24 protein-coding genes are annotated in these 23,289 nt (G+C 37.0%); 7 read left to right on the forward strand and 17 right to left on the reverse strand.

All coding sequences use genetic code 11. The features are described 5' to 3' along the window. Positions 1–34: 34 nt before the first annotated feature. The gene (locus AC1Z3T_RS01945; protein WP_100885507.1) at positions 35–415 is read left to right on the forward strand and encodes a hypothetical protein; all 381 of its coding nucleotides are present in this window, start codon (positions 35–37) and stop codon (positions 413–415) included. 67 nt (positions 416–482) lie between these two features. Further along, positions 483–1,160 (forward strand): GAD-like domain-containing protein, encoded by a 678-nt coding sequence (locus AC1Z3T_RS01950; protein ID WP_228153599.1) that lies wholly within the window; start codon positions 483–485, stop codon positions 1,158–1,160. Here AC1Z3T_RS01950 and AC1Z3T_RS01955 read toward each other — a convergent pair. The 9 genes from AC1Z3T_RS01955 to AC1Z3T_RS01995 form a co-directional block, all read right to left on the reverse strand. Then, entirely contained in the window at positions 1,146–1,589 is a 444-nt protein-coding gene (locus tag AC1Z3T_RS01955; RefSeq protein WP_005032276.1) for a DUF2147 domain-containing protein, read from the reverse strand. The two genes, AC1Z3T_RS01950 and AC1Z3T_RS01955, sit on opposite strands and share 15 nt — an antisense overlap. A 196-nt stretch (positions 1,590–1,785) precedes the next feature. Further along, the gene (rtcA, locus tag AC1Z3T_RS01960; protein ID WP_004824515.1) at positions 1,786–2,817 is read right to left on the reverse strand and encodes an RNA 3'-terminal phosphate cyclase; all 1,032 of its coding nucleotides are present in this window, start codon (positions 2,815–2,817) and stop codon (positions 1,786–1,788) included. Between the two features lie 102 nt (positions 2,818–2,919). Continuing rightward, a complete protein-coding gene (locus AC1Z3T_RS01965) occupies positions 2,920–3,003 on the reverse strand; it encodes a hypothetical protein (protein ID WP_227510902.1) in 84 nt (27 codons plus the stop codon). A gap of 550 nt (positions 3,004–3,553) precedes the next feature. Beyond that, positions 3,554–4,015, reverse strand: a complete 462-nt coding sequence (locus tag AC1Z3T_RS01970) for a DIP1984 family protein (RefSeq protein WP_005032272.1) — start codon at positions 4,013–4,015, stop codon at positions 3,554–3,556. Positions 4,016–4,033: 18 nt separating this feature from the next. After that, positions 4,034–4,156, reverse strand: coding sequence for a hypothetical protein (locus AC1Z3T_RS01975; RefSeq protein ID WP_005032269.1), 123 nt, complete (start codon positions 4,154–4,156; stop codon positions 4,034–4,036). A 4-nt stretch (positions 4,157–4,160) separates the two neighbouring features. Next, the gene (locus AC1Z3T_RS01980) at positions 4,161–5,420 is read right to left on the reverse strand and encodes an RtcB family protein (protein ID WP_010591562.1); all 1,260 of its coding nucleotides are present in this window, start codon (positions 5,418–5,420) and stop codon (positions 4,161–4,163) included. 722 nt (positions 5,421–6,142) lie between these two features. After that, entirely contained in the window at positions 6,143–6,424 is a 282-nt protein-coding gene (locus AC1Z3T_RS01985) for a hypothetical protein (protein ID WP_100885505.1), read from the reverse strand. 945 nt (positions 6,425–7,369) lie between these two features. After that, positions 7,370–9,001, reverse strand: a complete 1,632-nt coding sequence (locus AC1Z3T_RS01990; protein ID WP_100885504.1) for a TROVE domain-containing protein — start codon at positions 8,999–9,001, stop codon at positions 7,370–7,372. Positions 9,002–9,992: 991 nt separating this feature from the next. Continuing rightward, positions 9,993–10,949, reverse strand: a complete 957-nt coding sequence (locus AC1Z3T_RS01995; RefSeq protein WP_004824502.1) for a ribonuclease Z — start codon at positions 10,947–10,949, stop codon at positions 9,993–9,995. Positions 10,950–11,547: 598 nt separating this feature from the next. Here AC1Z3T_RS01995 and rtcR point away from each other — a divergent pair. Continuing rightward, complete coding sequence (gene rtcR, locus AC1Z3T_RS02000) at positions 11,548–13,158, forward strand: RNA repair transcriptional activator RtcR (protein ID WP_100885503.1); 1,611 nt, start codon at positions 11,548–11,550, stop codon at positions 13,156–13,158. Between the two features lie 41 nt (positions 13,159–13,199). Here rtcR and AC1Z3T_RS02005 read toward each other — a convergent pair whose 3' ends face one another. Then, positions 13,200–13,832 (reverse strand): alpha/beta hydrolase, encoded by a 633-nt coding sequence (locus tag AC1Z3T_RS02005; protein WP_004824499.1) that lies wholly within the window; start codon positions 13,830–13,832, stop codon positions 13,200–13,202. Between the two features lie 125 nt (positions 13,833–13,957). On the opposite strand from AC1Z3T_RS02005, the gene yaaA reads away from it, so the two are divergent. Further along, positions 13,958–14,737: a peroxide stress protein YaaA gene (gene yaaA, locus AC1Z3T_RS02010; RefSeq protein ID WP_004824497.1), complete on the forward strand. Its 780-nt coding sequence runs from the start codon at positions 13,958–13,960 to the stop codon at positions 14,735–14,737. Positions 14,738–14,768: 31 nt separating this feature from the next. Here the strand turns inward: yaaA and AC1Z3T_RS02015 are convergent, their stop codons facing one another. Then, positions 14,769–15,347, reverse strand: coding sequence for a hypothetical protein (locus AC1Z3T_RS02015; RefSeq protein ID WP_004824494.1), 579 nt, complete (start codon positions 15,345–15,347; stop codon positions 14,769–14,771). Positions 15,348–15,404: 57 nt separating this feature from the next. On the opposite strand from AC1Z3T_RS02015, the gene AC1Z3T_RS02020 reads away from it, so the two are divergent. Together AC1Z3T_RS02020 and AC1Z3T_RS02025 are read left to right on the forward strand one after the other, a co-directional pair. Then, complete coding sequence (locus AC1Z3T_RS02020) at positions 15,405–16,049, forward strand: HD domain-containing protein (RefSeq protein ID WP_004824493.1); 645 nt, start codon at positions 15,405–15,407, stop codon at positions 16,047–16,049. A 121-nt stretch (positions 16,050–16,170) separates the two neighbouring features. After that, positions 16,171–16,827: a hypothetical protein gene (locus AC1Z3T_RS02025; protein WP_100885502.1), complete on the forward strand. Its 657-nt coding sequence runs from the start codon at positions 16,171–16,173 to the stop codon at positions 16,825–16,827. Positions 16,828–16,861: 34 nt separating this feature from the next. Here AC1Z3T_RS02025 and AC1Z3T_RS02030 read toward each other — a convergent pair whose 3' ends face one another. Both AC1Z3T_RS02030 and AC1Z3T_RS02035 read right to left on the reverse strand, forming a co-directional pair. Continuing rightward, positions 16,862–17,299 carry a PaaI family thioesterase gene (locus AC1Z3T_RS02030; RefSeq protein ID WP_005032254.1) on the reverse strand — a complete coding sequence of 146 codons (438 nt, stop codon included), beginning with the start codon at positions 17,297–17,299 and terminating at the stop codon, positions 16,862–16,864. Positions 17,300–17,398: 99 nt separating this feature from the next. Continuing rightward, a complete protein-coding gene (locus tag AC1Z3T_RS02035; protein WP_005032253.1) occupies positions 17,399–17,644 on the reverse strand; it encodes a hypothetical protein in 246 nt (81 codons plus the stop codon). A 179-nt stretch (positions 17,645–17,823) separates the two neighbouring features. Between AC1Z3T_RS02035 and AC1Z3T_RS02040 the strand changes: the two genes are divergently transcribed. After that, the gene (locus AC1Z3T_RS02040) at positions 17,824–18,240 is read left to right on the forward strand and encodes a GFA family protein (RefSeq protein WP_004824489.1); all 417 of its coding nucleotides are present in this window, start codon (positions 17,824–17,826) and stop codon (positions 18,238–18,240) included. 90 nt (positions 18,241–18,330) lie between these two features. On the opposite strand, the gene AC1Z3T_RS02045 is transcribed toward AC1Z3T_RS02040, so the two are convergent. From AC1Z3T_RS02045 to AC1Z3T_RS02060, 4 genes are all read right to left on the reverse strand, one after another. After that, on the reverse strand, positions 18,331–20,343 hold the full coding sequence (locus AC1Z3T_RS02045; RefSeq protein WP_042089641.1) for a lipase family alpha/beta hydrolase: 2,013 nt from the start codon (positions 20,341–20,343) through the stop codon (positions 18,331–18,333). Positions 20,344–20,446: 103 nt separating this feature from the next. Further along, positions 20,447–21,373 carry an ABUW_2363 family tetratricopeptide repeat lipoprotein gene (locus tag AC1Z3T_RS02050; protein WP_004824487.1) on the reverse strand — a complete coding sequence of 309 codons (927 nt, stop codon included), beginning with the start codon at positions 21,371–21,373 and terminating at the stop codon, positions 20,447–20,449. Positions 21,374–21,607: 234 nt separating this feature from the next. Next, entirely contained in the window at positions 21,608–22,432 is an 825-nt protein-coding gene (cysE, locus tag AC1Z3T_RS02055) for a serine O-acetyltransferase (RefSeq protein ID WP_199959395.1), read from the reverse strand. Continuing rightward, positions 22,432–23,265, reverse strand: coding sequence for an RNA methyltransferase (locus AC1Z3T_RS02060; protein WP_004824483.1), 834 nt, complete (start codon positions 23,263–23,265; stop codon positions 22,432–22,434). Before AC1Z3T_RS02060 ends, cysE begins: the two co-directional genes overlap by 1 nt. Between the last annotated feature and the right edge of the window lie 24 nt (positions 23,266–23,289).

The raw sequence follows: 23,289 nt of genomic DNA on the forward strand, positions 1-23,289 counted from the left end.
AACCATACAACTATAAAGCCTTTTGGATGAAGCAATGAGAACATTACAATTTACTGCAAACTGCGAAAATCATGTTAAAAGCAATGATTATGGTCAAAATGCATGCCATGTTACTCAGGCGTATGTAACGGATTTATTGTTAAAACAACTTTCTCAATATGGTTTTAAGGCGGAAACGACATCTTCTCATGAAGATTTGGCAGTGAGTGTGGAAAATCATCCGATAGGTTTAGGGGTGAATTGTCGTTTAAATGATCAAGGCTTGTTGACCTGTGAGATTTCTGCACATGCTGATGAAGAGCAGGTGTGGTTTAAAAAAATTGCCACTCAAAGCATGATTAAGCAATTGGCAAATGCTGTGGAAAATTCTTTAAAACAAGATAATGCATTTAGTGGTTTTGAATGGAAAGGCTGAGTCTGGATTACCTTGCTCGACCAACAATTGAAATTATAGAATAATGATTTAAGCTTAGAGAATAACAATGCAATTACAATCATTTATTGATAAGTTTCCTGTAGATCAGGTGGGCAATACAGTCAACATTGAAATTATTAAAAAATATCAATCTTATTTACCAGAAGCGTTGTTAGAGCTCTGGCGTGAGCATGGTTTTGATTTCTATGGGAATGGTCTAATTCAGATCATTGATCCTGAACGTTATCAGGATGTATTGTGGTCATGGTTAATGAAAGATGAACCTGATATGACGCGGTTGCCTATTGCAATATCTGCTTTTGGAATAGTGTTCTACTATCGGCGTCTAAGCGATGCAGGCGATGAAGATATTTCATTTATGGATCCACACAATTCTGATATTGGAGTAACGGTTTGGTCATTGAATGACTTTTTTAATGAATGGTTGTGTGATGATGAAATCATAGAGCAGTTTTTAGAAAAATCAGCACTGAGCCAAGCACAAGAAAAATATGGAAAATTAGCGCATGATCAAATGTATTGTTATCTGCCTGCACTTCGATTAGGTGGTCGTGCCAGTGATTTGAATTTGGATAAGGGGGGGGGCTCCCACCCATTTGGATTTTTTATATCAACTTGCTTTAGACAGTTAAATCTAAGTGTTCAGCGTTATTATTGGGGTGAAATAAAAAAGACAGCTTATATAAGCTGTCTTAATGAAAAGGTTAAATTACTCTACACGTAACCAAGTTTGGCTACGACCTACGACTGAAATACCTAAATAACCACGAAGAAATAGTTTTTTACCATTCGGGCTGATCTTGCCTTTTAGGCGGTAGATTTTTCCAGAAACAGGATCAATGATTTTTCCATCGGTGTAATTCACATGATCATCTGTTTTTAAGCCAGAGATTACTTGTAAACCAATGATCGGTTTATTGGTATAAGGGGCAGGGCAATTGGTACAAAATTCTTTAGGTGTATAGCCTGGACGTGGTGTTGCTTTTAAAGCTGTTCCTGCATAAGTTCCATTACTTTGTTTTTCGATTTTAACCAAACCTTTGGCTTCACCTGTTTTGTCGTCAATATAACGCCAAGTCCCTGTGATATCCTCTGCAAAAGCTGAAGATGTAAAAAGTACCATAGACATTGCCCCAAATAAAACTTTCTTCATTTCCCTTATCCTTTATTTGAATATTTTAGTTCAATTTAAAAATACATTGATCTAAGGTATTGATTATATAATGGATAGTCATAATAAATATTTACATAATGTGCCAATAAACATGAAAATTAATATGAATTGGCACATTAGGATAAGTGATTAAAAGGGTGGGCAATTTAATGGTTAAGCCATCATAAGGCAAAGATTAAGTCACCACACGAATCTTAAAAATATCGTTTAATGCTTCGATCTGAATATCACAGTCTAAAAATTTTTGAATCATTTCAGCTTGGGTTTTAGTGTGATCGCTCAATACTTGTGCTGTAAATTCACCACCTTTGCCTAAAGCCAAAGGTAATAAAAGTTGGTCGGCTAAATATTCATCAACCACAGCATGTGAGTTCAAATAGGCTTTCACCTCTTTGGCTAAATCATGTGCCACTTTTTCAGCACATTTTTTCTTTTCACCTAAAGCTGAAAAGACTTGCTGATGGTGTTCATAATTTAAGATAACAAATGCAGTGTTGCCTTGACTGATCCCTTGAAAATTAATACGTTTACGTTGATTTAAACCAAGTTTATTATTCAAGACATCTAACTCTCGATCTGCAATATCTTGTTGGATGTTTAAGGCTGCTGCAAAACCATGTATTTCCAGTAATTTACCCTTGGTTAAAATAGATTGCTCAAGTTTATTGTTCCATGGATGAATGGTGATATTGATTTGACCAGCACCAATCGGAAAAAAGCCAGCGCGTTCGCATTTAAAATCAACTTTTATGCCAAGCTTTTGAATAAAAGGCAGGAAACAATGTTGAATAAAATCTGCTGTGGGTGCCAAAGGGTTATGTGTTCCGCCGTGAATACTCAATTGACTTACTTCTGGTTGCATCATGAGTGCGGGAAGGAGTGTTTGCAAAACCAAAATTGTGCTACCTGCGGAACCGATATGAAAATCATATTTTCCTGGCTGAACCTGTTGAGGTTGAAAATACAGTTTTTGGGAATGTAACTCAGCACCTTCAACAATTGCATGGCTGATACGTTGTGAAGCCTGCACACAAACCAAATGCTGACGCATTAAGCCTGGTTTCTTTCGACCTGCACGGATATTGATAAGCTCAAAAGGAATACCAGTTAGCATGGATAGGGAAAGCGCAGTTCTTAAAATTTGCCCGCCGCCTTCGCCCAGTGAGCCATCTATTTGGATAGTTTTATTTTTTACTAATGTGTTCATTTTCTATTTCATCATTTCTTGCTAATTCATTTGGTTTTCGAACATGTTTTATAAAATGTAATTCACTTACACCATATTATGGATCGTTATACTGTGCCTCAGCTAAAGAGATCGCATTCGCTCCACTTTTGAATTTGCATCATTATTTTCTACACAGTCATATTCCCAAAGACAAACGGGACAAATTTCATAGTCAAAATTCCCCGAGGCTGATCTCGAGTGTCATGATGACAATAAGAACAGGGGTAATTCATTCAAACTCCAAAAAAAGGTGAACATACTGTCAGTACATGGTAATGCTAGGTGCATTGTGACTTTGCTTTCACAAAGGTTTGCCTTGTTTATAGTGATGGGTTGATTTGTGCTTATGGTTTTAAGCTAACCCGCTCGCTCATCAAGCCACTACACTATTTTCAATCCTGTGTTGTGGAGGTAGAGGATCTTGCACTCGCCCAGTATGTTCGGGTGATCGCAAATGACGAATCATTTGAGAAAAATTGAAATATATTGTCAGTACGTGGTAATGCTATATAAATAGTCACTTTGATTCACAAAGGTTTAAATGATGCTTAGTGATGGATTGATTGGTTCGTTTCCGCCCTAAATCCGCTTCGCTGTCATTACCCAAAAATGATGCTGACTTTTATTTCAATCTATACAGCCTTAGATCTTGTACTCGCCCAATATATTCCAAATCTGATCGGCTAAAGCCGATCAAAGCTTTTAAATGATCGCTTTAAACGTCCAGTAAATCAACTTGCCAGTTTGTGGCTTGTATTAATACATTTAAATCACGTAATTTGGCGCTAATATCATCGGATTGTTTTTGCAAAGATGATACTGGAATTACCTTATGCCATTTGATTTCACGTGTACTATAGCGATCTGGTTCACGTTGAGTGTTGCTGATGGCAGACGTTAAAATTTTATGGCGCTCCACAAGCTCATCACGTTGAGTCAGTAAAGCCAATAATGAACGACCATCAGTTAATTTTGCCAAAGCATTGGTTTGATGAATGGCATAAACAAGTTTTTGAGATTCTTGAGTTAATGCAAATACTTGCTTTAATAACTCGTTTGGATCTTCCGATGGTTCATCACCGTCTTGTACCAATACATTTGCATTGATACGTTGTTTCAATGAAGCGATTTTCTTTTGTTGATCGCTTCGTAATAAAAGTGCTTCTGCAAGTTTCATTTTATTTTTCCTATATCTTTAATTGATATTTAACACCACAATTTCATATAAGGTTTGCTGACGTAATGTATCAACGTGGATTGATTCGGCAAACCTTATAATGTCTTCTAAGCTTTGGTATTTTTCTAATTTGGTCATCATGATACTAACCCTTTACACAAACAACCTGACTTAAAGTGTAAACCACTTCCACCAAATCGCTTTGCGCTTTCATCACATCTTCAATTGGCTTATATGCCGATGGAATCTCATCAATCACGGCTGCATCTTTACGGCATTCTACACCTTGGGTCTGTTCAATCTGATCTTCTACAGTAAACAACTTTTTCGCTGCAGTACGGCTATGTACACGACCAGCGCCATGCGAACATGAGCAGAAAGATTCCTGATTTCCCTTACCTTTGACAATAAATGACTTAGCACCCATTGAACCCGGAATAATCCCATACTCACCCAAACGGGCACGTACAGCACCTTTACGTGTTACCAGTACTTCTTGACCAAAGTGTTCTTCTTTATCCACATAATTATGATGACAATTAACCGCCTCAACCTTAGCATTAAAGGGTTTATTTATAATGATACGCAAAGCTTGCACAGCCGCTTCCATCATTAACTCACGGTTTTTCATGGCAAAACGTTGTGCCCATCCAACCGCAAACCAATAGTCGTCAAAATGCCCCGTACCTTCTACCAAGTAAGCTAAATCTTTATCAGGCAAGTTAATAAAATGCTTTTGCATATCTTTACGTGCCAGTTCGATAAAGTGATTACCGATTGCATTTCCTACACCGCGAGAGCCTGAGTGTAGCATGATCCACACCTGTTGATGTTCGTCTAAACAGATTTCAACAAAGTGATTCCCAGTTCCTAAAGTACCTAACTGTTTATGGTTATTGGTATTTTTTAAACGTGGATGCTTCGTACAAATGTATTCAAAATCAGTCACTAACTCAGCCCATGCCTGATCAACACGTTCAGTAGGTGTATCCCATGACCCTCGGTCTCGACGACCACGACCTTTGGTCATTCCATGCGGGATCAAGCGTTCAAGCTCGGTACGCAGTGCATGTAAATTATCGGGTAAGTCTGATGCAGTAAGTGAGGTACGTGCTGCCATCATCCCACAACCAATATCTACGCCAACAGCAGCGGGAATAATTGCACCTTTGGTTGGAATGACACTCCCAATTGTTGCTCCGATTCCGACATGTACATCTGGCATCACTGCCATCCATTTATAAATAAATGGCATTTGCGCTGTCTTTAATAATTGTTCTTTGGATTTCTCATCGACAGGCACACCTTTGGTCCACATTTTTATAGGGACACCTTTTTTATCCTGAATAATATTATAAGCACGTTCATTGGATGCTTGTTTTTCAATTTGTTCTGATACTGACATAGTCATAGCTTTATCCTTTGCAAAACCTGCCTGCCAAGCGGTTGCAGGCAGGTGATATTTATATACATCTCATGATGTATGTTCTATATATTGCAGAGAGTGTGCCAACTTTGTTTTTTAATTGATTTTATTTTATAAGATATTGATATTTAATTAATAAATGTATTTAAATTTTTCTTTAAATACATATTTCAAAAAAAATTATGCAAATTTAAATATTATTTTAGATAGCAATCTATCTATTTTTATATTTTAAATAAAATATAAAACAACCAATGCCTAAACATAATAAGAAAAGTAGGCTAAAACCAATAGAAAAGATGAGGTTTATTTTAGAGCCTTGTAAATATGCAAATAAAGTAATTGAAAACATTAGGTTATAAATACTACTCAGCAAATATCTTCCACAATGTGGTGCAAATTTAGTAGTAAAATAGCCGAACCAAATTGCAATTGGAAAGATTGATATAATTGAAAAATAATAAATTTTTGAGCAGGTTGGGATGTTCTCTTGAAGGAAGCCGCAACCCAAAGTGAGTGAAAGCCAAAAAACGACATAGAAGAAAAATAAAAATACAAAAATGAGTAAAGGAAATAAGAGGAAAGCAAACCAAGCACGCATTGTTATTATTCAGGGTATCTATCACGTTGCAGAGTATAGTACGAAATCTAGCTTGGGAGAATTTCTTCTCCCAAGCTGAGTTTGATGAAATCTGTGATTCTTAATCTTTGCTTATATCCCATACCGTATGATCATCAGTGGATTGATAATGTTCTTCGATATGGATTTTTAACCTGAGTGAGAGAGGATCATCTTCTAGGATTTGGCTATGCCCATGTAAAAGTTTCAGTTCGTTTTTTTTACGACTTTTACTTGGCGGTTTTTCATGATAATTCTGGCATTTCTTATACCAGTGGTTGGTTTCTAAATAGTATTTTTTAACTCTTAGTTTCTCTAAAGCAAGATCGAGATTGTCGTCTTTCACGAGGACTTTAATAGACATGTTTTGCGTTTTAAAGACTGACACCTGTCTCTGGTTTTAAATTGAACGATTAAACTAGCAAATCGTCGATCAATTCACAAGCGATATTCTTAAAACACGGGCTTGATACAGTTTCATCTGTATGAGGTTTACCTACATTCGATAAAACTCTTAGTGAAATACCATACTTGGATACCTTATCCGTAACTGTCTGAGAGAGTGTGATCCAAAGAAAGAAAAAAAAGCGCAGTAAGGCTCCGCTAAGAACATTATTTTTCAATCAGTTGAAGATGTCGTTACTTTCAACTTACGTTAAATAAAACGCAATCACAACAAATTTTGATCAGATTTTCGTGAGTCATCACGATCGGGACTTGAACCCTGCGCAAAAGCGTTACCATGTAATCCGATCTGCATTTGTAATTGCTTAATTACAACATGATTTATGATGATCAAGTATACATCAACAAGGAGTTGAGGACGGTCGTGGCTCTACCGACTGAGCTACTGTGTGTTGCCACACAGGGTGGTATCGAAACACCGACAAACGAGTAATGTAGTCCTCATTGCATTTGATATACTTGAATCATGGTTACCGCATTGCATAAACAAAATGTTGAAGACGTTTCGTTGCTCTATCCAGCTGAGCTACTTTTCAATCTTAGCTAAGAATGAAAAGGATGGATTTGAACCATCGACCTACGCATTAAAGATGTAGTCCTCAACGCATTTTATGCATTAAATATTGCCAACAAGTTTTCGATAAAACATCAATTATTCAAAGTAATGTAGTTCTATCTGCATTTGGCAACAGTTTTACTCAGCACAACAACTTTATATAGAAACACTTCATTCTGGAAAAATGTAGTTCCTATGGCATTTGTGCTTTTTATCTAACATCATTGCCTCAAGTTACATCATTTGATGCAGAGACTTGAATACAAGATGTTAAATGAGGGAGCAAACTCAGCTAACATGTGACTGAATTTGCGTTAAGTCTATGTTTTCGATTTCACTTATCCAATGATTTACATGCATTTCATTATTGGCAAAGCTTTCAATCAATTTAAATACGTTATCTGAAAACCCGCCAATGTTCATGACATCTTTTTGCTCGGGGAGTTGAGTTGTCGCATAAGGTTGTAAATCAACACATACCAGTTTTGCATCAGGATTAAGTTGTTTTAACTGTTTCCAATAATGCATCATCCCTGTTTGGCGATGCGCTCTTGGGATTTGATCTGCCCAAGATTCATTGTCCGAGAAATAAATCACCATATCGACTTTGGCATTTTCTTTGACCAATAGTGCTAATGGCTTAGAACAATCCGTTCCTCCACCACACATATTGGCAAATTTTTTTGCCAGAGCAAAAATATCAATTTCTAAATTTGGCTGTTTCATCAGATTTTTTCTTTTCAAATATTCTTGCACTTTGCTTAAATTGGATAACTGACGTACTTCTGTATCAAAAGCCATCAAGCGAATATTTGGATTTACATATTTAAATGCACTCGCAAATAATGCTGCTACATCCACACAACGCAATTGTGAGGTTGCTCCCTGACGGTAACCAGTGATGGAACTTGACATCGAACCAGAAACATCAATCGCAATCACAACATTACCTTGGAGTTTAGGTACATTTGAAATTGAACATTGCACCGCAAACTTTAATGCTTTGGCAATTTCAGGTGGCATACCTTCAGCAAGTGCAGACCATGCCATCATCAATTGATAGGGGAATACACGACTTTTTTTAATCGCTTGTTCATCCATCAATTTGTCAGCAATGATTTTAGTCATTCCTTTGATTTTGAAGACATCGTGACGTAAAAATGTATTTAAGTTCATACGAAGCATTTGCCAAGAACCATGACAGGCAATTTCCGCCCACTGCTGTGTAGTAAGATTCAGATGGGTTAAAAGTTGCATAGGTACTTTGGGCAATTCTGTGCTTACACCTGATCGAAACTTTTCCAATGCCTGTACTTGGGCAGGGAGCTGTTCAAACTGATATTCTTTGCCTAATACATAAGCAAAAAATGCATCTTGTTCAACAGTCTTGGGTTTTGGATGCGTCATTTTTAGTACATCAGCAAGTGAAGGGCTGTTCCCAATATTGGCAGCAAGCAATTGTTGAGCAGATGTAGAGAGAATCCATTCGTTTACCATGCGTTTTGGTAATGAACCTAAAGACTTACGACCGATCATTCCTGAACGCATGATTTGTACAAAATTTCTAAGCTGTTTTCCATTATCAATAATTAATGGAAAGATTTGCTTAAAGAGGTCCGTATCTAGCTCAGACAGTAATGCCAATAATACGACAGGTGTATCTTTCATCTGTGCTTTTTGACGTGCATAAATTGCAGTTTTAGCAACAAATGCAGGCTCTACTTCAAGTGCGAGGTTGAGAATATGATCAAGTTGTATTTGTGCATTTTGATAAAAAGTCTGATTCAGTGTACCTGTCGCTGTGAGTTGTGCTAATGCGGCACGAGATTTTAATGTATATGCACGCCCACCAGCTTCATTATATTCAATGGTTTTTGGCTTTGCCTGTTGTTTCGAGGCAAAAATTGTCTTGTTCGCCATGACAGCATCCTCAAGTAAACTTTAATATCTTGATTGTTATATTGCAGAGAGTGTGCCAAGTTTGCTTTTTAAGGTGAAATATATTTTTAAATTTTTGATTTTTATAAGATAAAATTATTTTATAAAATTTAATTTTCAACTTTTTAATGGTTTAGAATATAAATTTAATATCTTTATTTATATAATTTTATCTTTTTTTCTATTTTTTTATAATTAAAAATTAGAGTCTCTAATGTTGTGTAAATAAAAAAAGAGATAACCAGCACCTAGAGAGAAAATAGTCTTACTCGCGGAATATAAAAATATAGAAAAAGTGGGTCGAAAATTCCAAATTGTAAAGACTACAGAAAAAAATTCATTTTGAGCGGTGTAGCATATTTTCTAAATAGATGATCCAATCAAATAGCCAAGACAAATCATGCGGTAAATAAATATAGTCAAACCGTCTGATTATTCATAAAAGTGATTTGGATGATTCATTTATTTTGTACTTTTGAATCATAAACAGTCTTGCTATCACGAGGCGACATGGATGTCGCCATGTTGAGCGGGGGTATTAGGATGTACCCCTCGCTCAACAGAAGATTTTTGTTACTTTTCATCTCTGAAAAGTAAAGTATCGCCTACGCAAAACAATTTAAACTCTAGAGCTAAAGCGTGGCAGTGCAAGCTTTATATCATCAAACAATATATTGATCGCTTTAATTTTATTGATCAACAGAAATGATATTCTACTGTATGAATTTTTCAACAGATTGACTATGGTTAGTGGCTTTTTTTTACACACCTCGGAATTCTTGATGAATCCTATCCACAGCTGATCAAACCAAGAACAATGATGAGAATAAATAACAAGCTTAATACAATCCAGAGGATACATATGAATTCTAAAAGTTTTTTAATGTGAGCTATTTATCTTTTATAGACGGATATTTAAAACGAATATAGCATTAAAGAAGTCTTGGGAAAATCACTTTCCCCAAGGCTAAAGTTATTTAATAAGCGTGAGTTCGCCGCTCGCACTAAGTGTATAGCGATGGAAATCATCAGCAATATAAAAATGACCATGATAATACTCTGCAATTTCATCATGAATTTTTTGAATACCATCAGCATCGTGATAACGCGCACTGAGATGCGTGGCAATCAAATTCGGCAAGCTCATCATTTGCGCAAATTCTGCGACTATTTTTGCAGAGCTGTGCATTGGACCAGAACCAACTTTATCTAATACCGCTTGTGTGTAGGTGGTTTCATGAATTAACAGCGCCGCATTTCTACACGCATCTTTCAATAATTCAGGCTGGTCGTTATCTCCACTGACAATTGCAGATACATGCTGTGTATTTTCAATTACAAAATCTTTTCCATGAAGAAGTTGTCCATTCCACTCAATAGTTAGTCCTTGTTGCAAATAGCCCCAAAGCTTACCTTTCGGAATTTCTAATTGAACTAATCGTTGATGATCCAGTTTGCGCTGAAATGATGTTGCTTTAAAAGCATAAGCATAACTAGGTACACGATGATGTAAGGAGTGAACCTCAATCGAAAGTTTTTCATCCAATTCAAAACTGCTATTGAATGTATGGGAGTCAATAAAATGAAGCGGGTAGGGTAGAAACAACTCAGTTAAATGACGAGTTGCTTCCAACCAGTCTTGAATCTCTTTAGGTGCAATGATGGTGATAGGATCTTTACGTCCGTTCATGCCTGCACTTGCGAGCAAGCCCATCAAGCCATAACAATGATCGCCGTGAACATGAGTAATGCAAATTGCTTTTAAGTGCTGTAAGGATAGTTTGGCTTGTTGAACTCTATGCTGTGTTCCTTCACCGGCATCGACAAGAATCCAATCTTTAGTTTTGCCATAATGAATGGCTAAGCCTGAAACATTGCGTGTTAATGTGGGTACACCTGAAGATGTCCCTAAAAAAGTAAATTCTAACATGGGAAATTTATGCCTGTAGAATAAGGGTCTGTTGACAATTCGTCTATGTTTGCGACTAGGTGTGTTTTTTAATAGATACGAGGCACGAAATATAAAATTTAGTCACTTTAAATGATGAGAAACATTGTTTCGCAAGGGAATGATGTAGCGATAAAAAACACTCTGGTCCCCCGCTGCGCTTTGCGCTGCAAACAAAGCCATGCTTTGTTTTTGCTCAGGGTTGTGATTAAAATTATCTCAGCCTGCGTTATGAAACTTGAAAATAGTCTCGCTATTTTCTTCATTTCATGCCTTGCCTGCTCAATTTTAATCTACAACGCAAACTATTTATGAAATGCCAACAGACCCTGAGTCTTATCTGTGGTTATTGTTGTGACAAAGCAAGGCAGTTCCATCAAAAGAAGTGTCGAATCAGACAAAGATGGAGGAAAATAAGTAAAAACTTTGTACGTCAGTAGTATAGCATGATCATATATATGAAAATAAATAGTGATTTTTAAAAAATATTAGGCTCAATACAGCGAATAATATTTGCTTATTGATAAAATAAAACTATGATTTAGACAAGATATATAAATTTTTATAGATTTATAGAAATATGCAAAAATTTAAAAAAACAGTTGTAATTGGTTTTGTTGGTTCTACCTTAGATCAAGGAAAAAAGCCCGAACGATGGCAACGATGGCGTCCTACGATAAGTTTGTTGATGCATGATGATTTAGTTGTTGATGAGTTGGTGCTATTACATGATCGACGTAATGCCGTCTTGATTGCGCATTTACAGCAAGACGCCTTTGAAATTTCCCCACAGACCAAAATGACAGGACACAAAGTCAATATTCGAGATCCTTGGGATTTCTCGGATATGTATGGAGCACTCTACGATTTTGTAAAATCCTATCCTTTTGATACCGATAATAATCATTATTTACTGCATATTACGACAGGTACACATGTCGCTCAGATCTGCTGGTATCTCTTGATTGATGCGCATTATTTGCCTGCAAAACTCATTCAAAGCTCACCCACAGGGAAACAGCAACCTGAAGGTGAATATCGCATCATTGATTTGGACTTGTCGCGGTATGCAGCATTAACACAGCGTTTTGAACATGAGCAATCCGAAAATTGGCAACAGTTAAAAGCCAATATTGCGACAAAAAATAAAGGTTTTAATCAACTCATTCAAGAGGTTGAATTGGTTGCCACCCGTTCAAGCGCACCGATTTTAATTATGGGTGCAACTGGTGTGGGCAAATCACATTTGGCCAAGCAAATTTATCAACTGAAAAAGGAAAAATTTCATCTCGCTGGTCGATTTATTGACGTGAACTGTGCAACTTTGGTGGGTGATAGTGCAATGTCCACTTTATTTGGTCATCACAAAGGCGCATTTACCGGGGCGATTGCAGCACGTACTGGTTATTTAAAAAGTGCGGATAAAGGCATCTTATTTCTCGATGAAATTGGTGAATTAGGACTGGATGAACAAGCAATGTTACTTAAGGCACTGGAAGATAAATCTTTCTTCCCCGTGGGAAGTGATAAAGAAGTTCAAGCTGATTTTCAATTGATTGCTGGGACTAATCGAGATTTACGTGAAGAAGTTAGAGCAGGTCGCTTTCGAGAAGATTTATGGGCACGCTTAAATACATGGACATTCTTCTTACCCAGTCTAAAAGATCGTGTTGAAGATATTGAACCAAATATCGCATTTGAATTACAGCGCTTTGCTACTGCACATCAGCGACAATTGCGCTTTCATAGTGATGCACTTGAAAAATACTTAAAATTTGCTCAATCAGTAGAGGCAATTTGGCAAGGCAACTTTCGAGATCTTACTGCAAGTGTGACTCGAATGGCGACACTGGCAAATGGAGAGCGGATTGGCTTAAACGAAGTAAATACTGAAATCCAACGGCTTCAACGTATTTGGAGCATCTCTGAGCAAGAAAAGGACAACAAGCCATCTATATTGACGGATATTCTAACCCATGAACAAATAGCGCAAATTGACGAGTTTGATCGCATTCAGTTACAAGGGGTTATCGAAATATGCCAAAAGTCGAAATCCATGGCAGATGCAGGGCGGCGATTATTTTCTGTGTCACGTGAGCAGAGGCAAAGTACCAATGACAGTGATCGTGTGAAAAAGTATTTAGCGAAATTTGGGTTACAGTGGGATGATATAAACATATCAATAAGGTGAGTGAACCACCTTATTGATTTCATTTTTTCTGTAATACTGCTTTAAGGCACTAATAAGAAACGTGAAATTGCAACACGCAATTGTTTTAAATAACCTGTAAAGAAATGGTTAGCGCCCGGAAGTACGGTGATCAAATGGCGTTGTGGTTTTGCCCATTCAATTAAATCACTGAGTTTAGTGGTCGGGTCTGCCTCACCATGAACAAAGAGAATATCGCCTTTGATCGGTGGTGTAACATAATGGCGTAGACCATCAACTGTAGAGGTTGGCAAACCACATAAAATCACTTGTTTGGGTTTAATTTCGTCAGGTAAGGCATGATAGGCTTTTGCCATCACATGCGCACCAAAACTAAATCCGCCAACATAGAAAGGTAGACTTTTGTGTAATTGTCTAACGTATTTGATGACATCTAAAATGTCTTCAGTTTCGGCAAAACCTTCATCATGGACACCATCACTTTGTCCTGAACCTCGAAAGCTTGGACGATAAACGACACAACCTTGTTCGTTGAGAATTTGTGCAAGTAAAGCTGGAACTTTATGTTGAGGGGTACCACCTTGAAGTGGGTGAGGATGACAAACGACAGCAAATCCTTTTACTTCGCCCACAGGATAGTCAACAAAAACTTCGATTTTGCCAACCGAACCTTGAATGAACAGTTGTTCGGACATAATTTAAACGATCATAAAGCAGGGAAGTGATATAGTTTACCGATTCTGCTCACAGAAAACATGAATTGGAATTAAAATATTCCGACTGTTATAGTTTGATTAGTTATTTTTTGATCAGGAAGACCATGCTCGCCTTAATTTCCCCTGCTAAGACGCTCGATTACGAAACCGCACTGCCGACTGATAGCCACACTTTACCAAGACTATTAGACCAATCTCAACAGCTTATAGACCTAAGTCGTAAACTATCTGCATCCGATATTGCTCGTTTAATGCATGTTAGTGAGAAGATTGCCAATTTAAATGTTGAACGTTTCCGTGATTGGAATGCTGATTTTGATTTTTCTAATGCACGACAAGCCATTTTTGCATTTAAAGGCGATGTATACACTGGGCTAGATGCTTATAGTTTGTCGCAAGATGATTTAAAGTTTGCACAAGATCATTTGCGTAGTCTTTCAGGATTATATGGTTTATTGCGTCCATTGGATTTAATGATGCCATATCGTTTAGAAATGGGGATTAAACTTGCCAATGAGCGTGGTCATAATCTTTATGATTTTTGGGGAGAACGCATCACTCAACTCATCAATGAAGACTTGCAGCAAAGTAATTCAAAGTTGTTGGTGAATATCGCTTCTGATGAATATTATAAATCAGTTAAGGAAGCAAAAATTCAGGCAGATATCATTAAACCTGTATTTTTAGATCAGAAAAATGGTCAGTATAAAGTGATTAGCTTCTATGCCAAAAAAGCACGTGGCTTAATGGCACGCTATATCATACAAAATCAATTGGAAAAATTAGATGATTTAAAATCATTTAATCTGGACGGTTATTATTTTGATGCTGAAAGTTCATTGAAAGGTGAGCTTGTATTCAAGCGTGATGAGCAAGCTGCTTAAAAGACCATTTATTTTGAGAATTGGCTTAGCATTAAGCCAATTCACGTTCAAAAATACGATATTCATTACCTAAAGAATTCATTACCATGATTTGAATAAAATCAAATGCATTTGCTTTGAGTTGTTCAATAGAAATAATTTCCCCTGAAATGAGTTCAATCTCACCAACTGCATTGGTTAAACTCTCCATTTCATCATCATCTTCATAGTCAATATTGTGATAAACCTTTACAATCACTTCAAAGGTGTCTTGCTGATCTTGATCTATGAATTCATGAATGACTGGGCGATGAGTAAGTTGTTCAGATGTAAATTCATCACAAAACATTGGATCGTAACCATGTTTTGCACCATCAAAAAGTAATATTTCTTCATTGCTTTCAATATCGACCGCGTATATCAATTCAGGTGCAAAATCTGTCCCACAAATGAGCTGATATTCTTCAAACAGCTCACCATAATATTTAATCTTAAAGCGCTTATTCTGTGTAGAAGATTGTATTTGTCCTCGCCATTCGATCTCCATTAGGTCATTAAAATAAGCCTCATGTTGATAAGTGACAAAATGATTTAAATGTGTAGGTGCTGAAAATTTTGATTTATTGATCATGTGATTACAGTCAAAAATGTTGTATTAATAGATAAAAGTAGCATGTATCCAATACATATGATCATAGATAGCACTGAAAATATCGTCAATTTATTCCGTAAATATTGGCTTGAGTTTACCCAAAAAGCTGAGATGTCTAAAGTACAAGATAATCTTTTGTATGAAGTTTTATTACGTGCTTATACTGAGCCTCAACGGCATTATCATACACTGCAACATATTGTGGAATGTCTGAATTTATTTCATCAAGTGAAGGCTTACTTAGACGATCCTACGGCTGTTGAGTTGGCGATTTGGTTCCATGATGTGGTGTATAACCCTCAAGCCATAGACAATGAAGTGCAAAGTGCTGAACTTATGTTAAAGCGCTGTCAGAATACGTTTAAACAGGCTGTTGTTGAAAAAGCGTATCAATGGATTATTGCAACTCAAAAGCATCAGCCCTCTCAAGAAGATGATCTTAATTATTTATTGGATATTGATCTGGCGATTTTGGGGAGCTCTGAGGCACGTTTTCTGCAATATGAACAGCAGATTCGATTAGAGTATGCATGGGTAGAACAAGAGCTTTATCAAGTAAAAAGGGCAGAAGTGCTACAGCATTTTTATCTCATGCAACCTTTGTATCAGACTGAATATTTTAGAGCGCATTTGGAAGAAAGTGCTAAAATGAATTTATCTAAATCTTTATCATCTTTATAAATAATGGCTTATTGTTAAAAAATGATATGTCAAAAAATCAAAATGATATTGTCAACGTAAATTGCGATTCGGCATCTTTATTCAATATCAAATATATAGAAACACTGAATGAGAGAATATTTTGAAAATTTTAAATCTTGTTGTACTGAGCAGTATCTTATTTTTGACGGCTTGTCAGAAACATAAGCAATCTCAAGAAGATGTAAAAACACAACAGCAGTCGATTGATTCTCGAGCAGTCGCAAGCCAAGTGAAAAGCGAACCTGAAGTAGAAATCCCACCGACTGTTTCAGAGCCTAAAAAGAACGCCAATACTTCAACTATTACTTATCCAGAAGCCTTGATTAAACAAGTGACTGAGGCAGAACAACGCTGTCAAACACCTGAAAAACAAGATTTGAACAGTATCATAAAGATAGTCGATTTAATGGGGGATGAACAACCAGAATATATCTATGAACCTGATTCAATTTATTGTATTGAGGATGGGGTATTTAGAGGTCATGGTGGTGATCAACTGGTGATCTATCAATCTAAAGATGGTAAAAGCATTCAAGAGATTTTTAACAGCACTGTTTTTTCATATCAAGTTTTAGAGCATCAACCCAAGGCGATCGTGCAAATCGAAGTGGGTGGTGGCTATTGCGGTCAAAATATGGATGAAATGAGTCGAGCCGAAGCAATTATGTGTAAACGTAATTTAGAATGGGATGATGCATCTAAGCAACTTAAAATGGGTAAAATCCAATTGATAGAGAAGCAGGCTGATACAGAATAAGTGCTATTCATGATGAATAGCACAACTGATTCGTTTATGGACGAATAATCATACAGGTCGCTGTGGCATGTGCATATAACTTGCCATCTTCATCAACCAGTTTTGCTTCAGAAATTGCCAGATTTTTACTTGAATTAATGACTTGACCAGTGGCAAGTAATTCTTTGTCTTTTGGGACAGGGCGGCACATTTTTACATTTAAGTCGATGGTGCCATAACCAACACCTGCCTCCAATGTGGTATGTATCGCACAACCTGTTGCTGAATCTAATGCGGTAGCGGCAAAACCACCATGTACGCCACCTAAAGGATTTAAATGGCGTTGATCCGCTTTGACTTTAAAACAGGCATAACCTGGGGCGATTTCATGTAAATCCATCGGTATTGTTTCACTGATGGATGCTCTTGGAATATCCCCATTTGCCATGGCTTGTAAAAATTCTAGTCCAGTCATTTCTTGTAGCTGTTTCATCACTTTGTCCTATTATTAAAGTTCTAAAAAGGAACTTAAATATTAAAATAAAATGCTTGATGATGGCTGTCAAATATTTTTGGAAAAAGGAATAATTTTTTAGTATTCGATATCGTAAAATTTTTCGATATGATCGGATTGGTGCAGTATTTTTAACGCTATTTTTTCACCTGTTGCCCATGTTGCAACCGATTGACTTAAATCCACATCAATAATATCTAATTCTTTACACAAGGTCTGATGGCTTTCAATCACAATAAACTGTGGTGATTGAGTTTTTAGACATTTTGCAATATACCGTTGAATATGATGAAGCTTATAAACATCTATAATCTTATAACGCATAGTTTTCCAACTATTCTATTTAAATTGTAGTGATTATTAATCTAGAGCTAATTATGTTAGTTTTCAATTATAATTAGATTACAAAATTCAGATTTGTATAAAAAATCTATGCTTCACCATAACATCAACAGTTAAATATAGTACCGTAACTGGAAATTTCTAAAAACAAGGATATATCTATGAAAGGGCAATGTGTCTGTGGGAAAACAACATTCAATGTGGAATTAAAAAATCATGATGTACATGCTTGTCATTGCTCAATTTGTCGCAGACAAACCAGCGGTGTGATCATGACCATTGATGTCGAACAGGGCGGATTAAACTTTATTAACAATGATCATTTAAGTATTTATGATTCGTCAGAATGGGGCGAGCGTGGTTTTTGCAATGCTTGTGGGACCAATTTATTTTGGCGTACTAAAGATCAAAGCTACTGTAATATCAATGCTTTTGCTTTAGATGAACAACCACAAGATATTCATTTTGATATGGAAATTTATATCGACAATAAACCCGCTTTTTATAATTTTGAAAATCAAACTAAAAAGCTGACTGAGGCTGATGTTGTCGCCTTATTTACAGGAAATGGTGAATAATTTTTTTGTTGTTTGTTTTCGTCAAAGAAAATTTTAAACGCATACTCGTTAAAAACGCCAGTCAATTTGACTGGCGTTTTACTATGTTTCTTAGGGTTTATATATACCAAGTTCAATCAGATGTAATCTTAAAATACGGCGAAGTTCTAATACTGCTTCAGGTGTCTCTTGAATTGAATGTCCACCTTTGATGATTACTTCAGAAGCGGCACCATCAAGGTGTGAACTGGTATAAGGAACGACACCATCAGTCATGACTTTGGGGTCTTTACTGTCCGTAATATTGCCCATGATTGAATGATAGACCATTGCTTTTTTAGGCATTACATTTTCAGTTAATTGGGTAAATTTGGAATTATGGCTTAGATCACTTGGTCCATTCTGAATAATTCCATGACCTACATCTTTTAGAAAGTTTTTCGCATTTAGATCACGTTCATCAATCGAGTCCGCTAAAGCGCCGAGAAACGCGCCTGGTAGTTTGATGATACGCCGAGCAGCCAATGTAAACCATCGGTCAGCAAATGCTGTACCACGGTGAGGTGCTGAAATAAAAATGGCACGATCAAAGTTAGGTACTGATTGAATGGTTAAACGTGCTTTAAAGATCGGATCATCTTTGAATTTATCAAACTTACGGTTATTCAGCATTTTTAATGCAGGCTGAGTGAGATCAGCATCACTGACCAATAGGCGTGCGATAATGCCACCCATACTGTGTCCAATCAATACGGCATCTTTTGCTGAGGCTGATTTTTGGTCAATTGAGGCAAAGCTTTGATTGATGATCGCATTGATTTGATAACGACTTTCTAAAATCGGCATATTGGTTGAATAGAAAATTTGCCAAACCTGATAATGTTCGCGGAGGACATTGTCTCCCATAATATCGTTGGTTAGTCGAATCCATGCTTCTGGGCTACTGGCTAAACCATGCACCAATACAATGACTTTCTTATTGGGGTTATAGGGTTCAAGCATGTATAAGTGTGGCATGGTCAAGCTTTGATCGCGATCAATTAAGCTAAGATATGCAGCGATTCCTAAATTATTTTGTGCAAGCCATAAACCATATGGTGCAGAAAAATTAGCTGCAAGCGGGTATTGTTTACCACCAATTTTAATATTTTCGACACTATATGGATCATAAATATTTAACTGGAAATTTGGGCTATGCAAGATGTTCTGCAATGATTCATTGGCATTTTCAGGTTGAGCTGCAATGCTCACCGATAAATAACGTGGTTGGTGAATATTGGGATTTATGCCATGTTTATATTGGTATTCAAACGGATTGACAATATATTTGTTTTCTTCAGGGGCATCAGTTTTCGGTAAAATCGCAACAAACTCTGCACCGAAACCATCTCTACGGTTGATCGAGCGTAAACCTGAAAAGTTTAGATTGTAACTGGAGACGAGATCTTCTAACTCTGTATTGGCAATTGCAGGATAGCCATTAAAATTGATGCGGTATGTACTTGTTCCCACTTTGATTTGTTTGGCGACTTTCTGATTTTTATGTCGTGTCGCATAGGTGGAAATGAGCTTTGCCAATGCCTGATTGTAAAAATCACGTATTTGAACCTGTCGGTTATTGAAAATACGATCTTGGGGTTGGCGTTCTGTCTTAAATAAATAAGCATAACTATAACGAATGCTGTTATCCAACATGACCATTTGTTGGTCTAAACATTGTTCATAATTTTTCTGGGTGCTTTGCTGCTTTTCTGTAGATTGATGCTTAGAAAATACGCTGATTTTACAATTGGATGAGTCAGCTAAATTAATTGCTTTAGTCAGATAGATTTCGCTGGCTGTAGACAGCAATTGTTCATCTTGAATCTGTGGGATTTTAGCCAAATCTGCAACACATTTTTCAGGTTCTTCTGCACATGATTTTGCTTCACGACCCGTCATGGAGAGCACATTTAAACTTGCCTCACTCATTTTGGAGCGTGTTAAAATGCTATCACGCTCATTGGCGATCGTAACATTAACCTTTTGATTTTTTACACTTACAACCTGACATCCAGAGAAAATCAATGGGCTGATGGCTAAAACATAGAGCAAAATTTTATTTTTTGAGTTTTGCATAAACATTAACGAGATCAATCTTTTCTGAATAATACGATAGTTTTCTAGAATTTCAATTTATAAGCAAAAAAATAGACTGAATGCTCAGTCTATTTTTTCAGCCTAGAAATTATTTCGCGAGTGCTGGGTTTTTCATCACTTGCCAAACATTATAACGACCTTGTTTTTCAATTTCTTGAATCAAGCGATCAGCAACTTCTGCTTCTTCTGGGTACTTCACTTTATAGTTTTTCAAAGTTTGGACAGCATTTTTCTTTTGTTCCATACCAATATAATTATTGGCAGAAGATAGATAAGCCTCTTGAACACCAGCCTTCATTGCTTTGTCTAAATATGGCATTGCTTCTTTTTGACCGCCACCTTCAGATAAAGAGAAACCAAACCATAAGTTTGCCTCTGGGTCTTCTTTATTGATCTTCAGGATACGTTGTGCATAATCCAATGATTTGGTTGTATAAGAAGAACCAAGGTCAAGGTTACGCCCGAGAATACTGGCTTTAAATGCACGAATCAGAATATCAAAAGAAGCATTCGGTGCAGCAGCAAGTTGGTCGAGTTGAGTAGACACTTCTTTTAATTTGCCTTCAAAACCTTTACGTTCTTTACGGTCGCTAAATTGTGGTGGGTAATGACGTGCTTTACCTTCAACCATTTGCAAGAAATCATCAATCGCCGTAATGTCAATTTCATTGCTACCTGCTAAAACAGCATATTTCATAGCACGTTGCGAGCTATTCACTGTAGGTACAATTAATTTATTGGTATCCAGTACAATTTTTTGATTTGGATTCGCTGGATCAGTCACTTCTAGTTTATTGACAGGTTGGGCAGCAGCTTTTTTCAATTCCAGTTCAAAAACAGGTGGTTGCGTGTAGTTGAATGGATTTAATGCATAAAAGGGTGGTGATAATTCTGGTTCAGTATAAATGAAAGGCTCATTTGCATCTATTTTGTTACTTTGTTTGGTCGGTGTAATAGAACACGCAGTAAGTAATGATGTTGCGAGCAATGCATATGCCAAAGGCTTAATCGTCATGTGTTTCTTCCATTAATTTATATTAAAAAAACTGCATGCGCATCAGTCTATGAAAAGACGTCTGAACATGCAACTTGATTTAGTTCGTATTATTAAAAATTATACATGAGGATTTGTTGTCAATTCGTCATGAAATTTAAAAACAACGCTAGTATTTCGTTATTTTATGCTGAATTTTAGACTACAACGTAAACCATTTAGCCAACATCAACAGATTAGAAAATATCAATATACCTAAGCTTTTGAAGACGTTTTTTGCGCTTCACATTCACGTCTAACTTCTTCAATGATTTTGATTTCTTCATCGCTTAAAGGTTGTTCTATCGTTTGTTGTAAGTTAAATGTTGGATCTAAAATCGATAGGCGTGTACATAAACTATGGATACGTTGTTCGTTTTGTTCAAGCCGATCTAACAACACACGCATACCTTCAAGCATTGGGTCGGGTTGTTCTTGAGTCGCTGCATAGGCTTGGAACTCAGTATTTTCAACGGTATTGGCAATTTGCTCAGGACAACGCAGTTCTGCGGTTGTAATAACTTCTTTGTCTTTAGTAATAAAGCGAGCAGGGTTACCTACGGCTGTTGCACCATCAGGAACTGCTTTAGTAACTACCGCATTTGAACCAACCTTGGCATTTTTACCTACCACAAATGGACCCAGGATTTTTGCTCCGGCACCTACGACTACACCATCGGCAAGTGTTGGGTGGCGCTTACCAGTATTCCATGTTGTACCACCGAGCGTAACGCCATGATACAAGGTGACATCGTCTCCAATTTCAGCAGTTTCACCAATAACCACACCCATGCCATGATCGATAAAGAAACGTTTGCCGATCTTAGCACCGGGATGAATTTCAATTCCTGTTGCAAAACGACTGAAAGAAGACAAAATTCTGGCTGAAGTTTTACAATCTTTTTCCCATAATTCATGAGCGATACGATGCATAATTAATGCATGTATGCCTGGGTATGTGGTTAAAACTTCAAATGTATTTCGCGCAGCAGGATCTCGCGCAAATACAGCTTGGATGTCTTCTTTAAGCTGTTTTAGCATTAGTTTTGATCCTCATGTTTTGACTTTTTCCATGTACCATTATTTAGGGCTTGAACTCGGCTAAAAATGCCCCTTAATAAATGATATTCCATCTTATCTAATTGTATACGCCCAAATAATCGACGCAACCGTAAAGGAAGAAGACGTGGGTTTTTAGGGTCTAAAAATTCAATTTCAGCCAACATTTTTTCGATGTGTGGATAAAATTGTTCCATCTGTTCATGTGTGACCAGTGGTTCATCCCAGTGCATATCAGTTGAGTCTGTTACTTGCATCACGGCTTGCGTATCAACAGTTTTCTCTGCCAGTGCCAAGGTCGCCATACGCATTTCATAGCAGATCACCTGAATAGCTTGAGCGACATTCAATACGCCATAATCACTATTCACAGGAATTGTGACATGGTAGTTTGCTAGTGCAAGTTCTTCATTGGTCAGTCCACGGTCTTCTCGACCAAAAACGACAGCAACCTCCTGTTGACTGTGAATCACAGACTGCATTGACTTTTCTGCAGCAGGGCGAGCATCTAACAACGGCCATGGAATAGTACGGCTACGTGCACTGGTACCAAACACTAAATGGCAGTCTTTGATTGCATCTTCTAGGCATTCTACGATTTCAATCTGTTCGATTAAATCTGTTGCGCCTGCTGCCAAAGCGTCAATATCTGGATGTGGATAAGTTTTAGGTGCGACTAAAACCAATTTAGATAATCCCATTGTTTTCATTGCACGTAAGGCGCTACCAATATTTGCAGGCAGTGTGGTATTGACCATCACAATACGTACATGACTTAAATGCTGTGAAATCACAGCATTGTCAAAAATGTCCATTGATGTTCCAAAAATTAAATAAAG

The organism is Acinetobacter sp. B-6 (assembly GCF_056930735.1).

Coding starts and splice junctions, on each gene's coding strand:
- AC1Z3T_RS01985 (WP_100885505.1), bottom strand. CDS start 6,424: ATGTCTATTAAAGTCCTCGTGAAAGACGACAATCTCGATCTTGCTTTA.
- cysE (WP_199959395.1), bottom strand. CDS start 22,432: ATGCTAAAACAGCTTAAAGAAGACATCCAAGCTGTATTTGCGCGAGAT.
- AC1Z3T_RS01995 (WP_004824502.1), bottom strand. CDS start 10,949: ATGTTAGAATTTACTTTTTTAGGGACATCTTCAGGTGTACCCACATTA.
- AC1Z3T_RS02030 (WP_005032254.1), bottom strand. CDS start 17,299: ATGAAACAGCTACAAGAAATGACTGGACTAGAATTTTTACAAGCCATG.
- AC1Z3T_RS01955 (WP_005032276.1), bottom strand. CDS start 1,589: ATGAAGAAAGTTTTATTTGGGGCAATGTCTATGGTACTTTTTACATCT.
- rtcA (WP_004824515.1), bottom strand. CDS start 2,817: ATGAACACATTAGTAAAAAATAAAACTATCCAAATAGATGGCTCACTG.
- AC1Z3T_RS02060 (WP_004824483.1), bottom strand. CDS start 23,265: ATGGACATTTTTGACAATGCTGTGATTTCACAGCATTTAAGTCATGTA.
- AC1Z3T_RS01980 (WP_010591562.1), bottom strand. CDS start 5,420: ATGTCAGTATCAGAACAAATTGAAAAACAAGCATCCAATGAACGTGCT.
- AC1Z3T_RS01950 (WP_228153599.1), top strand. CDS start 483: ATGCAATTACAATCATTTATTGATAAGTTTCCTGTAGATCAGGTGGGC.
- AC1Z3T_RS02035 (WP_005032253.1), bottom strand. CDS start 17,644: ATGCGTTATAAGATTATAGATGTTTATAAGCTTCATCATATTCAACGG.
- AC1Z3T_RS01975 (WP_005032269.1), bottom strand. CDS start 4,156: ATGATGACCAAATTAGAAAAATACCAAAGCTTAGAAGACATTATAAGG.
- yaaA (WP_004824497.1), top strand. CDS start 13,958: ATGCTCGCCTTAATTTCCCCTGCTAAGACGCTCGATTACGAAACCGCA.
- AC1Z3T_RS02040 (WP_004824489.1), top strand. CDS start 17,824: ATGAAAGGGCAATGTGTCTGTGGGAAAACAACATTCAATGTGGAATTA.
- AC1Z3T_RS01990 (WP_100885504.1), bottom strand. CDS start 9,001: ATGGCGAACAAGACAATTTTTGCCTCGAAACAACAGGCAAAGCCAAAA.
- AC1Z3T_RS02015 (WP_004824494.1), bottom strand. CDS start 15,347: ATGATCAATAAATCAAAATTTTCAGCACCTACACATTTAAATCATTTT.
- AC1Z3T_RS02050 (WP_004824487.1), bottom strand. CDS start 21,373: ATGACGATTAAGCCTTTGGCATATGCATTGCTCGCAACATCATTACTT.
- AC1Z3T_RS01970 (WP_005032272.1), bottom strand. CDS start 4,015: ATGAAACTTGCAGAAGCACTTTTATTACGAAGCGATCAACAAAAGAAA.
- AC1Z3T_RS02045 (WP_042089641.1), bottom strand. CDS start 20,343: ATGTTTATGCAAAACTCAAAAAATAAAATTTTGCTCTATGTTTTAGCC.
- AC1Z3T_RS02020 (WP_004824493.1), top strand. CDS start 15,405: ATGATCATAGATAGCACTGAAAATATCGTCAATTTATTCCGTAAATAT.
- AC1Z3T_RS01945 (WP_100885507.1), top strand. CDS start 35: ATGAGAACATTACAATTTACTGCAAACTGCGAAAATCATGTTAAAAGC.
- AC1Z3T_RS02005 (WP_004824499.1), bottom strand. CDS start 13,832: ATGTCCGAACAACTGTTCATTCAAGGTTCGGTTGGCAAAATCGAAGTT.
- rtcR (WP_100885503.1), top strand. CDS start 11,548: ATGCAAAAATTTAAAAAAACAGTTGTAATTGGTTTTGTTGGTTCTACC.